General features: G+C 69.6%; 13 protein-coding genes. 5 read left to right on the forward strand and 8 right to left on the reverse strand.

The features are described 5' to 3' along the window. Window positions 1–44: 44 nt before the first annotated feature. Window positions 45–1,031, reverse strand: coding sequence for an aldo/keto reductase (locus ACFSVL_RS20450; protein ID WP_378306409.1), 987 nt, complete (start codon window positions 1,029–1,031; stop codon window positions 45–47). A gap of 82 nt (window positions 1,032–1,113) precedes the next feature. On the opposite strand from ACFSVL_RS20450, the gene ACFSVL_RS20455 reads away from it, so the two are divergent. Then, the gene (locus tag ACFSVL_RS20455) at window positions 1,114–2,637 is read left to right on the forward strand and encodes a phytoene desaturase family protein (RefSeq protein WP_378306411.1); all 1,524 of its coding nucleotides are present in this window, start codon (window positions 1,114–1,116) and stop codon (window positions 2,635–2,637) included. A gap of 9 nt (window positions 2,638–2,646) precedes the next feature. On the opposite strand, the gene yaaA is transcribed toward ACFSVL_RS20455, so the two are convergent. After that, entirely contained in the window at window positions 2,647–3,390 is a 744-nt protein-coding gene (gene yaaA, locus ACFSVL_RS20460; protein ID WP_378306413.1) for a peroxide stress protein YaaA, read from the reverse strand. A 66-nt stretch (window positions 3,391–3,456) separates the two neighbouring features. On the opposite strand from yaaA, the gene ACFSVL_RS20465 reads away from it, so the two are divergent. Continuing rightward, window positions 3,457–4,422 carry a GNAT family N-acetyltransferase gene (locus ACFSVL_RS20465; RefSeq protein WP_378306415.1) on the forward strand — a complete coding sequence of 322 codons (966 nt, stop codon included), beginning with the start codon at window positions 3,457–3,459 and terminating at the stop codon, window positions 4,420–4,422. Between the two features lie 106 nt (window positions 4,423–4,528). Next, on the forward strand, window positions 4,529–5,899 hold the full coding sequence (locus ACFSVL_RS20470) for a hypothetical protein (protein WP_378306417.1): 1,371 nt from the start codon (window positions 4,529–4,531) through the stop codon (window positions 5,897–5,899). 525 nt (window positions 5,900–6,424) lie between these two features. Here the strand turns inward: ACFSVL_RS20470 and ACFSVL_RS20475 are convergent. Further along, on the reverse strand, window positions 6,425–6,781 hold the full coding sequence (locus ACFSVL_RS20475; protein ID WP_378306419.1) for a VOC family protein: 357 nt from the start codon (window positions 6,779–6,781) through the stop codon (window positions 6,425–6,427). A gap of 121 nt (window positions 6,782–6,902) precedes the next feature. Between ACFSVL_RS20475 and ACFSVL_RS20480 the strand changes: the two genes are divergently transcribed. Beyond that, entirely contained in the window at window positions 6,903–8,651 is a 1,749-nt protein-coding gene (locus tag ACFSVL_RS20480) for a proline--tRNA ligase (RefSeq protein WP_378306420.1), read from the forward strand. 5 nt (window positions 8,652–8,656) lie between these two features. Next, window positions 8,657–9,646, forward strand: coding sequence for a hypothetical protein (locus tag ACFSVL_RS20485; protein WP_378306422.1), 990 nt, complete (start codon window positions 8,657–8,659; stop codon window positions 9,644–9,646). Here ACFSVL_RS20485 and ACFSVL_RS20490 read toward each other — a convergent pair. From ACFSVL_RS20490 to ACFSVL_RS20510, 5 genes are all read right to left on the reverse strand, one after another. Further along, entirely contained in the window at window positions 9,586–11,757 is a 2,172-nt protein-coding gene (locus tag ACFSVL_RS20490) for a bifunctional lysylphosphatidylglycerol flippase/synthetase MprF (protein WP_378306424.1), read from the reverse strand. The two genes, ACFSVL_RS20485 and ACFSVL_RS20490, sit on opposite strands and share 61 nt — an antisense overlap. 234 nt (window positions 11,758–11,991) lie before the next feature. After that, window positions 11,992–12,693 (reverse strand): HAD family hydrolase, encoded by a 702-nt coding sequence (locus ACFSVL_RS20495; RefSeq protein ID WP_378306504.1) that lies wholly within the window; start codon window positions 12,691–12,693, stop codon window positions 11,992–11,994. A 30-nt stretch (window positions 12,694–12,723) separates the two neighbouring features. Further along, on the reverse strand, window positions 12,724–13,134 hold the full coding sequence (locus ACFSVL_RS20500; protein WP_378306426.1) for a YjbQ family protein: 411 nt from the start codon (window positions 13,132–13,134) through the stop codon (window positions 12,724–12,726). A gap of 16 nt (window positions 13,135–13,150) precedes the next feature. Beyond that, on the reverse strand, window positions 13,151–13,795 hold the full coding sequence (locus ACFSVL_RS20505) for a response regulator transcription factor (RefSeq protein ID WP_378306428.1): 645 nt from the start codon (window positions 13,793–13,795) through the stop codon (window positions 13,151–13,153). Window positions 13,796–13,819: 24 nt separating this feature from the next. Next, window positions 13,820–15,094: a sensor histidine kinase gene (locus ACFSVL_RS20510; protein WP_378306430.1), complete on the reverse strand. Its 1,275-nt coding sequence runs from the start codon at window positions 15,092–15,094 to the stop codon at window positions 13,820–13,822. Between the last annotated feature and the right edge of the window lie 147 nt (window positions 15,095–15,241).

A 15,241-nucleotide genomic window follows, 5' to 3' on the forward strand; every position in this document is an offset into this window, starting at 1 on the left:
CGCCGAGGCGACGCTGGACACCAGACGTCCAGCGTCGCCTCGGATCAGCGGTTGACCAGCGCGAGGTGCGCCGCGTCGTAGCGTTCGCCCGCGAAGTTCTCCGGGGCGGCGACCGCTTCGATCGCGGCGAGGTCGTCGGCGGTCAGGTCGACGGTCAGGGCCGCGAGGTTTTCCTCCAGGTACTGCTTCCGCCGCGTGCCCGGGATCGGCACCACGTCCTCGCCGCGCGCCTGTACCCAGGCCAGCGCCAGCTGTCCGGTCGTGACCTCTTTCGCGGCGGCCAGTTCCTCCAGTTTCGCCACGATCGCGAGGTTCCGGTCGAGGTTGCCGTCGGCGAAACGCGGCTGGTAGCGCCGGACGTCGTTGTCCGCCATCGTTTCGGTGGAGCGGTAGCGGCCGGTCAGGAAGCCGCGGCCCAGCGGGGAGAACGGGACGACGCCGATGCCGAGTTCGCGGCAGGTCGGCGCGATTTCCGTTTCCAGGCCGCGGGTCCACAGCGACCATTCACTCTGCAGCGCCGCGATCGGGTGCACCGCGTGCGCGCGCCGGATGGTCTGCGCGCTCGCCTCGGAAAGCCCGAGGTGGCGGACTTTTCCGGCCTGGACCAGCTCCGCCATCGCGCCGGCGGTTTCCTCGATCGGCACGTCCGGATCGACTCGGTGCAGGTAGTACAGGTCGATGTGGTCGACGCCGAGCCGCCGCAGCGAGGCTTCGCAGGCCTGGCGCACGTAGGCGGCGTCGCCGCGGACCTCGGCCGGTTCGCCGAGGCGGTGCGCGATGCCGAATTTCGTTGCCAGCACTACCTCGTCGCGACGGCCGGCGATCGCGCGGCCGATCAGTTCCTCGTTGTGGCCGGAACCGTAGAAGTCGGAGGTGTCCAGGAAGGTCACGCCCAGGTCGAGGGCGTGGTGCAGGGTTTCGGTCGACTGCGCGTCGTCGGTCGCGCCGTAGCCGTGGCTCATTCCCATGCAGCCCAAGCCCTGTGCGGAAACGGTCAGCCCGCCGAGGTTCCGGGTCGGGACGTCGGTCATTTCGCTCCTTCTGCGCCTGATCTGGTCAACGGCGACGCTAAGACCTGGAGCGCGCTCCATGGCAAGCATTAGGCTCGCGGCGGTGGACTACGACGCGGTAATCGTCGGCGGCGGGCACAACGGGCTCGTCGCCGCTGCCTATCTGGCCCGGGCCGGACGGTCGGTGCTGGTGCTGGAACGACGTGCGGAGATCGGTGGCGCGGCGGTGTCGTTCCGCGCTTTTCCTGGCGTGGACGTTCGGCTGTCGCGGTATTCGTACCTGGTCAGCCTGCTGCCGAAGCGGATCATCGCCGAGTTGGGGCTGGACGTCCAGCTGCGGAGGCGGCGGATGTCGTCGTACACGCCGGTGGGCGGCGGCGGTCTCCTTGTCGACACGGGGGATGGCGCGCGGACTGAGGCTTCGTTCCGTGCGGTTACTGGGTCCACAAAGGACTATGCGGCCTGGCAACGGTTTTACACGTCCGCGGGGCGGGTGGCGGAGGCTACGTTCGATTCGCTGACTGAGCGGTTGCCCTCGCGGGCCGAGTTGCGGCGGCGGATCGGCGACGATGCGGCGTGGGAGATGTTTTTCGAGCGTCCGGTGGGGGAAACGCTGCGGGAATTGTTCGAGGACGATGTTGTGCGCGGGGTGGTGCTCACCGATGGGTTGATCGGTACTTTCGCGTCTGCGGACGATGAGGTGCTTCGGCAGAATCGTTGCCTGCTTTATCATCTGATCGGCAATGGCACGGGTGACTGGGATGTTCCGGTCGGGGGCATGGGCGCGGTGACTGATGCGCTCGCGGATGCGGCTCGGCGTGCCGGGGCGTCATTGGTTACCAGTGCGGAAGTGCTTTCGGTGACGCCGGATGGCGAGGTTCGTTACCTCGACGGGGATGTGGAGCGGGTGGTGGTGGGCGGGCATGTGCTGGCGAATGTCGCGCCGCGGGTGCTTGCCCGGTTGCTGGGCGAGGAGCCAGGGGAACCGCCGGAGGGGGCGCAGTTGAAGGTGAACATGGTGCTGCGCCGGTTGCCTCGGTTACGGGATTCGACGGTTGATCCGAGGGATGCGTTTGGCGGGACTTTTCATGTCAATGAATCGTTTGCGCAGTTGGAGACTGCTTACCGGGAGGCTGCGGCTGGGCGGGTTCCTTCGGTGCCGCCTTGTGAGATTTATTGTCATTCGCTGACTGATCCGTCGATTCTCGGTCCTGGTGAGCAGGCGGCGGGGGTGCAGACGTTGACGTTGTTTGGGTTGCATATGCCGGCTCGGTTGTTCGAGGCGGATAATGCGGGGGCTCGGGCGGAGGCGTTGCGGGCGACTTTGGCGTCTTTGGACAGTGTGCTCGATGAGCCGATCGAGGACTGTCTGCTGCTGGATGCCGAGGGGAAGCCTTGTGTTGAGGCTAAGACTCCGCTGGATTTGGAGGCGGAGTTGGGGTTGCCGCGTGGGCATATTTTTCACCGTGATTTGTCGTGGCCATATGGCGAGGACGAGGCGGTGGGGAAGTGGGGGGTTGAGACTGGGGATGAGCGGGTGTTGTTGTGCGGGGCCGGGGCGGTTCGCGGGGGCGGGGTGAGCGGGATTCCTGGGCGGAACGCGGCGATGGCGGTGTTGGGGCGGTGATTCTTGCGGTCAGCCGGTGAGCAGGTCCAGGGCGTGGTCGCCGGTGCGTTCCACGGTCAGGCCCGCTTTGGCGATGACGCGGATCAGCTGGTCCACAGTGGACGGTTCGGTGCGTGAGGTGGCCAGCACGGCGGCCAGTTTGCCCTTGTAGGCCTTGTTGAAGTGGCTGACCGTGGTGCGGTTGCCGTTCGCGTCCTCGGTGACCACGCGGACGGTGACTGCGTCTGAGGGCAGCTTCGCGAAGGCGGCGTAGGTGCCGGAGCGGAGGTCCACGATCAGGCCTTCGGTCTCGCGCAGTACTGGTTCCAGGACCGGCTTCCACAGGCCCCGGACGGTTCCCAGCGCGGGGACTGTGTTGCCGCCCGAGAGGCGGTAGGCGGGGATGGGGTCGGTGGCCGCTACGACGCCGAACAGGGAGGACGTGACCGCCAGCCGCTGTTGTGCCTTGGCCAGTCCGGCGCGGGTGAAGCTTTTGACGTCGAGTGCGTCGTAGAGGACGCCGGTGTAGCGGCGCAGCGCGGGCATCGTGGGGGAGGACCAGAGCTGGGCGTTGCGGGTGACCTCGTCCGCTTGGCGCGCGGAGATGCCCAGCGCGGCGAGGCTGGCCGGGACGTCGGCGGCCAGTTCGACGAGGGCGTCGGCCAGTTTGGCGCGCACCGGGTTCAGCTCGGGGAACGACAGCGCGTCCAGGTCAAGCGGCGCGCCTTTGCCGCCGGCGGCCTTGGTTTCGGAAGGAGGGAGGAGCACCAGCACCCCCGGAGCGTAACCGCCGGGTAAACCAGGTGCGGCGGCCGTGTGCCGCTCCTTACCCTGCTGGCTATGGAACTGACCTGGCGCCCGCTCACGCTCGCCGACGTCGGCGAGGTCAACCGGCTCTGTGCCGTCGCGGAGGAAACCGACCGCACCGGTGAACACTGGGACGAGGAGGACGTGCGGCAGGAGCTGTCCGGTCCGTCGGTCGACCTGCCCGGCGCGAGCATCGGAGCCTGGGACGGTTCGCGCCTGGTGAGCTACGCACTCGTCATCGCCCGCGACGCCGCTGAGCCGGTGCACCAGCCGCACGTCGCGTCGCTGACCGACCCCGAGTACCGCAACGACGAGGTCGCTTCGGTGCTGACGGAGTGGCTCGTGCGCACGGCCCGTAGCGTCCACGTCCGGCACTTCCCGGACGCGAAGCTGGAACTGCACGCTGGCGCGCACGAGAACGAGCACTGGTACCAGTCGCTGCTCGAACGCGGCGGGTTCAAGCAGGAGCGGACTTTCGTGGAGATGCGCGCGGACCTGTCCGCGCTGCCCCCGGCCCCGCCGCTTCCGGACGACCTTGTGCTGGCCGCCTGCGAGAAGCGCTACGACGCCCTGGTGCTCGACGCGCGCAACGCCTCGTTCGACGGACACTGGGGCAGCACCTGGCTCTCCGCGGACGAGTGGGCACACCGGTTCCGCGACAGCAAGGACTTCGTGCCGGACCTGTCGTTCCTCCTGCTTTCCCCGGAACGCGACCGGGCCGTGGCGTTCGTGATGTCGTCGTTCTTCGAGGCGGACGCACTGGCGACGGGCGTGCGGGAACTGCACGTCAACTACGTCGGCACCCGGACGGAGGCGCGCGGGCGAGGTCTGGCGTCGGCGCTGCTGGCGCACACTCTCGAAGCCGCCCGCACGGCTGGCTTCGAACGGTCGTCGCTGTCGGTGGATGTGGACAACACCCACCGCGCGCTGGCGGTTTACGAGCGGTGCGGGTACCGGGCGGCTGAGCGGAATTACGGGTATGTGCTGCCGCTGAGCTGACTGCGCCTCGTTCCCGCCACGCCGGTAGCACCGCGCCGTTCCCGATTTGGGCGGTTTCTTCTTTATGCTGCGGCCGACCAAACGCGGCGGGCAGAGGAGATCCCCGGTGAGTGCCGACGGAAGCTGGCATTGGCACGAGTACGAGGTCGGGCTGGCCAGTGAGGCCGCGCGCGCCTGTGTCCGGTCCCTGACCTCGTTCCTGATCGGCCTGGGCGGCGCGTTCGTGCTGATCCTGGGCATCGGACTGCTCGCCGAGGAGGACCTGCTCGACGATCCCGGTCTGGAGAAGGTTGTCGACCATCTCAGCCGGATGAGCATGGGCGTTCTGCTGGCGTTCGTGCTGGTCTTGTGCGCCGTCGGCGCGGTGGCCAGTTTCGTGCGGGAGTCGACCACGTCCAGGGCGATCGACCGCGCGGTCGTCCGGGGCGCGTCCCGTTGTGCCGTTCCGTCTCCTGACCAGGTCCGGTCCGTCATCGGCAAACCCGCGGAGGCGCTCGCCTTCTTCGGCTGGGCGAACGCGGTGCTGGCCGGCCTGCTGGGGGTGATCGGGCTGATCGTGGTGCTGGCGGAGGGAGACGACGCCGAGAGCTTGCTGATCTTCTCTCTCGTCACCGGCTACGCCGTGCTCATGGCCCTCGTCGGGTACGCCAGTTCCCACCTGCTGGTCCGGGCCCACGAACGTCGCCATGCCCGGATCGCCGGGCAGTGGAGTTCGGACGACGAAGAGCGCGCCTGGGAACGGGCGCGCGACGGTGCGGGCAAGAAGACTCCGGCCAGGCCGTCGATCGCGAAGCGCTGTCTCTACGGTGCGGCCGGTTTCTGGCTCGTGGGTGTTCTCGCGCTGCAGCTGTCGGTGCTGACGCGGTGCGCGGGCGGACGATACAAGTGCGAGGCGACCACCTACTCCTCTCCGGTCGAGACCTTGATCGGCGGGGGAATCTGGATCTTCGCGATCCTGATGGTGCTGGGCATCCTGCTGGCGACCGTCGGCGTGCTGTTCGACTGGAGGCAGCGCCGGTCCGAACGCGCCGAGCTGCGCGCGTGGCTGGCCGACCCCGGATCCGAGCGCCCGGCCGAGGACCTGCTGGCCTACCACTCGCAGCGGCAGACGCATCCCCTGGCGCGGGTCGCCGCGATGATGTCCGGGGCGGGACTGGTGTTCAGTACGTCCTCCTATCTGATCGGCAACGGGCTCGGACTGGGGTCGCAGGACGTCTTTGCCGCCTACCGCACTGAATCGCTTGTCGCGATGGCGGTCTCGGTGGGCGTGTTCGTCGCCGCGGTGCTCGGCACTGGCGTCGTCAACGTGCGCGGGCGTGAACTCCGCAACGCGCTCATGGAGCGCTGGCCCTCGCCCACTTCCTGGTCAGCGGGCGGGAACGGCAAGGTCGCGCACGCCAAGCGCGGCCCCGTGCTGCATGGGGCGCGCGAGGTCGAGGCCGGGGTCGGCGAGGACAAGGCCTCGGGCTCGCGGTGACGTGCCGCTCCCGGCACGGCGGGCTGCCCGGGGCGGACGGCTGGCTCGACCCGGGCTATCCGACGCAGCGCACGCTTCCGCTCCGGATCCGTCAGCACGGTCCGCTCCAGTCCGGATGGCGGTGATGCCGCCGGGAAACGAGCCGCTCTCGCGGTGCCGCTCAGTGCGCCCCGTCGTCAGCTTCGCAGCACGCGTTTCCCGCCGGCTCGGTCAGGACGGCCCGCTCCAGTCCGGACGGCGGGTCGCCAGCGCCAGGCGGCACCACCTCGGAGCCGAGCCACCCGCGCGGCACCACTCAGCGCGCGCCACCTCCAGCCACGCAGCAGACGTTCCGGACACGCCAGGACCATCCACCCCAGCCCAGACAGCGGGCCGCCCAGCACCGGCGGCACCAGCCCGAAGCCGAGCCACCCGCACGCACCGCTCAATGCATCGCCGTACCGCCCCTCACGCACCGCTCAATGCGCCGCCGAACCTCCCTGACGCACCGCTCAATGCGCCGCCGAACCGCCCCTCACACACCGCTCAATGCGCCCCCTCCCCAGCCACGCAAAACACGTTCCCCTCCGGATCCGCCAGCACCGTCCACTCCAACCCCGCCTGCGCGTGCCGTCCCCGCTCCGCCGCGCCCAGCCCGACGAGCCGCCGGACCTCCGCTTCCCGGTCCGCCGCGCTGAAGTCCACGTGCACCCGGTTCTTCCCGGCCCGCGCCTCCAGCACCCGCTGCAGCCCGAGCCTCGGCCCGCCCGAAGCCGAGCCGGCCAGCATCACGAACTCTCCGTAGTCGCCGAGCACCTCGACCTCCAGCGCGGCCTTCCAGAACTCCGCCAGCCGCTGCGGGTCGGCGCAGTCAATGGTGATCATGCCCATCTCCAAACCCATGCCCGCACGCTAACCGCCACCACCGACAAAAACCGCGCCCGCCGATAACCCGCATGCGTCGCGGCCAGGGGGTTGACTACTCTGTGCGAAACGCCTAAAGGCCCAGTGCAGGGAGTCCCCAGTGATCACCAGGATGTCGTCGTTGTTCCTCCGCACGCTGCGCGAGGACCCGGCGGACGCCGAGGTACCCAGCCATCGGCTGCTGGTACGCGCCGGCTACGTCCGCCGGGTCGCCCCGGGTGGTTACTCGTGGCTGCCGCTCGGGCTGCGCGTGCTGCGCCGGGTCGAGGAGACCGTGCGCGAGGAGATGAACGCGATCGGCGCGCAGGAGATCCAGTTCCCCGCGCTGCTGCCCCGCGAGCCCTACGAGGTCACCAACCGCTGGACCGAGTACGGCGACACCCTCTTCCGCCTCCAGGACCGCAAGGGAGCCGACTACCTCCTCGGCCCGACGCACGAGGAGCTGTTCGCGCTCACCGTGAAGGGGGAGTACAGCTCCTACAAGGACTTCCCGGTCACGCTGTACCAAATCCAGACCAAGTACCGCGACGAGGCGCGCCCCCGCGCGGGCATCCTGCGCGGCCGCGAGTTCGTCATGAAGGACTCCTACTCCTTCGACCTCGACGACGACGGCCTCGCCACCTCGTACCAGAAGCACCGCGACGCCTACGTCAAGCTGTTCGACCGCCTGGGCATCGAGTACGTCATCGTGGCCGCCACGTCCGGCGCGATGGGCGGGTCCGCGTCCGAGGAGTTCCTCGCGGTCGCGGAGAACGGCGAGGACACTTTCGTCCGCAGCACCGAATCGGGCTACGCGGCGAACGTCGAAGCCGTGGTCACGCCGGCGCCCGCCGCACGGTCGCTCGACGGTCTGCCCGAGGCGCAGGTCCACCACACCCCGGACACACCGACCATCGAAACCCTCGTCGCGTTCTTCAACGCCGCCGGGCTCGGCCGCGAGTTCACCGCGGCGGACACGCTGAAGAACGTCCTGGTCAAGACGCGTCAGCCGGGTGCGAAGGAATGGCAGCTGCTCGGCATCGGCGTCCCGGGCGACCGCGAGGTGGACTTCAAGCGTCTCGAAGCGGCGCTCGAACCCGCTGAGGTGGAACTGCTCGAAGAGGCCGACTTCGCCAAGAACCCCTTCCTCGTCAAGGGCTACATCGGCCCGAAGGCGTTGCAGGAGAACGGGGTCCGCTACCTCGTCGACCCGCGCGTGGTCGAGGGAACGGCTTGGCTGACCGGTGCCGACCAGCGCGACCACCACGTGCTCGACTTGGTCGCCGGCCGCGATTTCACCCCGGACGGCACCATCGAGGCCGCCGAGGTCCGCGAGGGCGACGCTTCGCCGGACGGCCACGGCACGCTCGTCGCCGCGCGCGGCATCGAGATCGGGCACATCTTCCAGCTCGGCCGCAAGTACACCGACGCCTTCGAGGTCGACGCGCTCGGCCCGGACTCCAAGCCGGTCCGCATCACCATGGGCTCCTACGGCGTCGGCGTCTCGCGGCTGGTCGCGGTGCTCGCCGAGCAGAACCACGACGAGCAGGGCCTCGTCTGGCCGCGCGAGGTTTCGCCGTTCGACGTGCACGTGGTCATCGCGGGCAAGGACGAGACGGTGCGCGAGGGCGCGGAGAAGCTGGCCGCCGAACTCGACGCCGCGGGTCTCGAAATCATCCTCGACGACCGCAAGGCCACCCCGGGCGTGAAGTTCGCCGACGCGGAGCTGGTCGGCGTCCCGACGATCCTCGTCGTCGGCCGCGGCCTCGCCAACGGGCTGGTCGAGGTCAAGGACCGGCGCACCGGCGAACGCGAAGAGATCGCTGTCGACTCGGTCGTCGACCACCTCGCGAAGCTCGTCCGCGGCTGAAGCCCGTGGGCTGGTTCGGGCGGAAACGCCGCGACGACAGCGGCGGGTACCAGGACAACGCCGCGCTGAGCGGCTTCGGCGGGTACGAACCCTCCGACGCGCCTCGGTTTCCGAGCGCCGGGTACGGGAAAGCCGACCCGGCGCCGGAGCCGTCCGAACCAGCACCAGAGCCGCAGCCGGACCCGATGCGGCAGAAGCTCACCCCGGCACAGCTCAAGCAGGGGTCGCCCCGCAAGGTCAATCTCCGCCTCGTCAAGGCAGTTCCGATCGTCATCCTGATCGGGGTGTTCGGCTACAACGTCTTCTCCGCCAAAGACCACCGTTCCGCCAGCACCGACGACACTCCGCGTGCGCCGCGCACCTATCAGCCGGAACCGAGGGTCGTCGTGCCGCCGGTGGTCGCCGGATGGCAGTCGGTGGCGGGCAAGGACGGCAGCTACGCGTACGACGTGCCGCCGTCGTGGGAACCGGCCCCGGGCACCCTGCACGGCTGGGACCCGGCTGCCGGATCTCCCGGGATCAACCTTTCCACCAGCGCGTTCCTCGGCAAGGGCAGCTGCAAGGAGGACCCGGTCGGCCAGGTCGGCGGTGCCGGTTTCACCACCGAGAAGACCAGTGACGCCGCCGAAGCCGCCCGTAAGGCCGTCACCGATCTGGGCGTCAGCGCGTACACCGGCGAAGGCGCTCCGGCCGCGAAGGTGACGCCTGGGGCACCGGAGAAGGCTGAGGTCAAGTTCGGGGGCCAGGCCCGCGAGGGCACGCTCGTGGTCGCCGAAGTGACGCCGAGCGGAAACGCGCCGTGCAAGCCGCAGAGCGTGCTGACCGGTGCGCTCGCGCTCGGGACGGGCGAAAAATCGGCCGTGCTGGTCGCGTATTCCGAACAAGGCCGCCCGGGTTCAGCGTCCCGGGACGACCTCGTCCGGATCCTGCACAGCTACCGCGGCGTCCCGGCCGCCGACCGGTCCACGACCACGCCGCCGCCGACCACGCGCTGACGGCGCAGCGCCAGCTTCGCGAAGTCCATCAGCCCGGCGTTCGGCAGATACGCCCGGCCCAGTGCGATCCCGATCCGCGGGAGATCGGCCTCGTCGCGGTAAGCGAGGTACAACGGCTCGTGCCGCGGCTGGAACTTCGCCTTGAACGCGTGCAGGGAACGGAATCCGTAGTACGGCTCCATCATCGAGCCCAGCGCGTCCAGCATCCGGTCGACCATCTGCCGCGGCGTGCTGTCGTTGCTGCGGACCAGCGGCGCGCCGGAGAGCGACACGAACTTCGCGCCCTCCTCGCGGAACGCCAGGCACGTCGAGGCGATCAGGAATTCCATCACCGGCCGGAATCCGCCCGCGCGGCGGCGCATCACGTCGAGTGTCCAGCCGCCGACCTCGCCGTCGCCGGTGTGCACCGGCAGCCACGACGTCACGCCGTGCACCGTGCCGTCCGCGTCGACCGCGAGACCGACCCGCGTCGCCGGGTCCATCGCCTGGTCCACGCCACCGAGCGTGAAGCCCATCTCCGGCAGGCCCTTGTCGCCGATCCATTCCTCGGACAGCGCCCGCACCTGTTCCCGGATCGACCACGGCTGCTCGGCCAGCCGCACCAGCCGGAACTCGATCCCGTCCTTCTTCGCGCGGTTGAGCGCGGTCCGCACGTCCTGCCAGGCCTTGCCGCGGAACTCCAGGTTTTCCAGGTCCACCAACGTGTCCTCGGCGACCTGCACGTGCTGCCAGCCCAGTTCCCTGGTCTGCGCGACGGTCGCCGCGGTCGCCGAGAACACGCACGGCACGAGCCCGGTGTTCTCGCACATGGCGGAGAATTCCCGCAGCGTCTGGTTGCTGGTCCCGTCCGGCGCGACCGGATCGCCGAGCGCCACCGCGACGCCCGCGTGCCGCTGATACGCCAGGTACGACGCGCCGTCGGAGGCGACGAAGTAGGTGTTCTGCGGCCAGGTCGTCATCCACGAGATGGTGCTGCCGCCGTTGCGGCCCAGCAGAAGCCGCGCGAAGGCCGGGTCCGGCCCGCCGCGGAACAGCTTGCGCCGCCTGCGCCGCGACGGCACCCGGAACGCGCGCCGCGCGGAGATCAGCAGCACCAGCTCCACTGTCCACAAGAGATTGTCCACAATGAACAGCGGAGGCCCGCTGAGGTCGTAGTCCTCGCGGACGAGCTGCGTGACCGCGACGACCCCGGCCAGCACCGCCATCTGCGACGCGGCGAGCACGCACAGCGCGATCGCGCACCGCCAGGCGAACCGCGAACCGCGGCGCAGCCCGTTGAGGATCGGCACCGCGACGATGCACAGCGGGAGAAGTTCGTTGCCGGACAAGGAGATCGAGTCGGACGAGCCGAACGGGCCGTCGCCGGGGACCAGCCACATCACCACTTCGGCGACGACCAGCAGCACCAGCCCGGCGGACGCGAGCAGCCGCCATTCGCGCAGCGAGGGCTTGTTGGCGTTGCGCGCGGCGGGCCCGGCCAGCCGCCTGCCCAGCGGAAGCGCGAGGACGAGCGCGAAGAAGTGCACGAGATCGGCGAGCGTGCCGACATAAACGATCGCTACTCCGGCGTACACGCAGAGCGCGGCGCGCAGCCGCAACCGCCACGGCGTGCGCAGGGTCGCGCTGGTGATCGCGATCGCCGCTAGCGCGCCGCCGGAGAAGCCGACGTCGAGCGTGCCGGAGATCCGGTCGGCCCAGGCCCAGCCGGAATTGCGGGAGAGTTCGAGGAATTGCACCGCGACGACGGTCGACACCAATTGCCCGCCGATGGTCACCGCCATCGCGCGCCGGGTGCCGAGATGCCATTCGGCGAATCCGGCCATCAGTGCGAAACTGCCCGCCATCGGCAGGTAGAACCACGGGCGCAGGGCGTAGAACGGCCCGGTGAACAGCGTCCACCAGCGGCCGTGCTCGAGCGACGGAAGGCCGTAGGCGTAGTAGTGGAAAGCGTGCTGGTGCTCGGCGGCGTGCCAGAGCGAGCCGGTCGCGATCCCCACGATCATGATCGCGAGCACGACGGTCGTCGTGAACGGGATCCGGTGCACCAGCACCGCTAGCCGTCCGCGTGCCCTTCCGGCCGCGAGGCCGGTTCCCCCCTGTGCGATCGTCATGGGGGAAGTCTGGCGCGGGGATCTTAAGCGGTCATCGGCCGTCGGACCTACTTCTCCCCCTAAGGGACTGCTACCCCAGGGGGACCCGACCCTGGCCCCAAGACTGACCTTCGGCTACCAACGCCGCTCTGACCAGCGCGAACAGGGTGGTACTCGACGGTCCTGAAGCGGTTCCGACCCGGAACAGGGGTTGACGCCGAATGCCGCCCGAACGAGTGATCCCGGTCGCTCGCCTCAGGGTTGCCCGAGCACCGCCGCGCGGACCGCGGGAAGGTCGGCGAGGTCCGGCAAAACGAGGTGCGCGCCGGCGTCGGTCAATTGCTCGGCGGAAAACCGGCCGGTGGCAACGCCGATCGCCACCGCGCCGTAATCGAGCGCGGCCTCGATGTCATGCGGAGTGTCGCCGAGAATCACTACGGATTCCGCGGGAAATTCCGTGCCGTGCTTCGTTTCCGCGGCTTTGACCGCGTGCGGAACGAGATCCGACCGGCGGGCCGAAAGCGAGCCGTAGCCGCCGATGTCCAGATCGAGATGCTCGTCCAGCCCGAGCGCGGCGAGCTTGTGCCGCGAGATCTCCGGAAGGTTGCCGGTGATGAGGCTCTGCACGATCCCGTCGGTGCCCGCGAGATCGGCGAGCACGGCCGCGGCTCCGTCGAGCGCCCGGCCCGACTCGGCCAAGGTGTCCCTGGCGCGATCGACGGCCGCGATCAGCTCCCGCCACATCCGCTGGATGGTTTCCTCGTCCGGCTCGATCCCGTGCAGCGCGAGGACGTCGGCGGTGATCGCGCGTTCGGTGCGGCCGCCGAAATCCGGGTGCGTGCGGAACTCCGCCCCGGTCGCCGCGGCGAGCGCCGAGCCGTACCAGCCGATCCCGAGCCCGGTGTAGTCGACGAGCGTGTGGTCGATGTCCCAGAGCACCAGCCGGTGCGCGCGAATGGCTGTCACGTCCGCGATGCTACGTCGGGATCAGCCGGTGAGGTAGCTGAAGCGGACCCGGCGGACCGGATTGTCGACGTTGGTGTCCACCAGGCACACCGACTGCCACGTGCCGAGCAGCAGCACGCCGCCGAGCACCGGCACGGTCGCGTATGGCGGCAGGAACGCCGGAAGCACGTGGTCGCGGCCGTGTCCGCCGGTGCCGTGCTGGTGGCGCCAGCGGTTGTCGCGGGGGAGCAGGTCGTCGAGCGCGGCGAGGAGGTCGTCGTCGCTGCCAGCGCCGGTCTCCAGCACCGCGAGCCCGGCCGTCGCGTGCGGCACCCACACGTGCAGGAGCCCGTCGGTGGCGTCGGCGTCGCGCAGGAACCTCTCCGCCTCCCGGGTCAGGTTGTGCACGACGGCGGTGCCGCCGGTGTGCACCTCGATCTCGGTGGAGTACATACCGCCAGGGTAGGCGTCAGGAATCGAGATAGCGGAGCACGGCGAGGACGCGCCGGTTGTGCCCGTCCGACGGCGGCAGGCCCAGCTTGCCGAAAATGCTCGTCACGTACTTCTCCACCGAACCGGCCGAGAGGAACGCCTCCGCCGCGATCGCCGAGTTCGACCGGCCCTGCGCCATCAGCCCGAGGATCTCGCGTTCGCGCGGCGTCAGCTCGGCGAGCGGACCGGCGTGCCCGGTCGTCGCGAACAGCTGGCGGACCACTTCCGGATCGAGCACCGTCTCCCCGGCGGCGACGCGTTCCAGCGCGGTGAGGAAATCCGACACCTCGGCGACGCGGTCCTTCAGCAGGTAGCCGACCGCGCCCGCTTCTCCGGCGAGGAGTTGCTTGGCGTAGTTGGTTTCGACGTACTGCGAGAAGACGAGGATCGCACAGCCTGGCTTCTCGGCGCGCAGGTCGATCGCCGCGCGCAGGCCTTCGTCGGTGTGCGTCGGCGGCATCCGGATGTCCACAATGGACACGTCGGGCTGGTGCTCGCGCACTGCCACCCGGAGGTCGTCGGCGTCCTTCACCGCCGCGACTACCTCGTGGCCGCGCAAGCCCAGCAGTTCGACCAGGCCCTGACGCAGGATTGCCGAGTCTTCCGCGATCACGATCCGCACGGTTTCCCCCTCATTCCACCGAGTTTAGCGGTGCAGCGGGAGCGTGGCGGTGACGACGGTCGGACCGCCGTCCGGACTCGACACGGTCAGCTCGCCGTCGGCCGGGCGCAGCCGCTCGGCGATTCCGGCCAGCCCTCCGCCGGGGATGATCGCGGCGCCGCCGTTGCCGTGGTCGATGACGGTGAGCCGCAGCCGGTCTTCGCGGTCTTCGACCAGGACGGTGCATCGTCCCGCGCCGTGTTTCGACGCGTTGGTCATGAGTTCGGCGGCCGCGAAGTAGACGATCGTTTCCAGCGACGGTGGCGGGCGGCGGCTCAGTTCTACCGCGACGGACGCCGTGAAACCGGCTGAGCTGGCCAATGTGGACAGTGCGAGGCTCAGGCCCTTGTCCAGTGCCGCCGGGTGGATGCCGCGGGCCAGGTCGCGCAGTTCGACCAGGGCCTGTTTGGCGTTGCTGTGGGCGGTGTCGACGAGGGTGCGGATTTGGTCGAGGTTGACGGTGTCGGCGGCTAGTTCTTCCTTTGCCAGGCCCAGTTTCATGGCCATGGCGACCAGTTGGGCTTGGGCGCCGTCGTGGAGGTCGCGTTCGATGCGGCGGAGTTGTTCGGCTGCCTCGTCCAGCGCGGTGGCGCGGGTTTCTTCGAGGAAACGGATGCGTTCGCGGAGGCCTGGGTCGGCGACCAGGGTGCGGAGGAGGAGGCGGTCTACGCCGGTGAGCAGGTGCACGACGGCGGGCCAGAGGGCGAGGACAACGGCACCGGAGGCACACCAGCCGAGGGTGCCCAGCCAGTGGTCGCTTTCGATGTTGAAGACCGGGAGGCCGTGCCGGGGCCTGGACTCCAGGGTCCAGGTGAAGGGGTAGCTGAAGGAGGCCAGGCCGTAGAAGCCGAGTGCGCCGGAGCCGATCATCGCGACCAGGCCGAAGGGGAGGCGGATCAGGAGGTAGGCGACGGAGCGCCAGGCGGTGCGGTCGCCCAGGCGGGCGGTGAGCCAGTTCCAGAGGCCGGGGTCGAGGTCGGTTCTGGGCGGGGGCGGGAGGGGGAGGGAGAGGAGGGTGCCGGCTAGGCGGCGGTGTGCTCCGCCGAAGAGTCTGGCTCCGCGGAGGACGCCGGTGAGGATCAGGACGCCTAGGAGGACGGGGGTTAGGGCTAGGCCTAGGGCTGTTCCGATTAGGAGGAGGATTACGGAGATCAGGGGGAGTAGGCCGGTCAGGGCCAGCCAGGCGGTTTCGGAGAGGGACTGGCGGGGGGTGGCCGGCCAGAGGCGGCGGAGGGGGGCGGCTGCGTTCCGCAGGACCATTGGGCGCGTTGGGGCGCGGTGGGGTGGCTGCGGGGTGGTCACGTTGTTGAGTTTGCCGTTGTGGGGGGTTTGTGGCTATCGGGGTGGCCCGGTTGGTTGGGTGGGGGATAGCCCTACCCCGGTGCGTTGGGGGCCGTGGTTGCGTGG

It is taken from the genome of Amycolatopsis silviterrae (genome assembly GCF_042684085.1).
Taxonomy (GTDB): Bacteria; Actinomycetota; Actinomycetes; order Mycobacteriales; family Pseudonocardiaceae; genus Amycolatopsis; species Amycolatopsis silviterrae.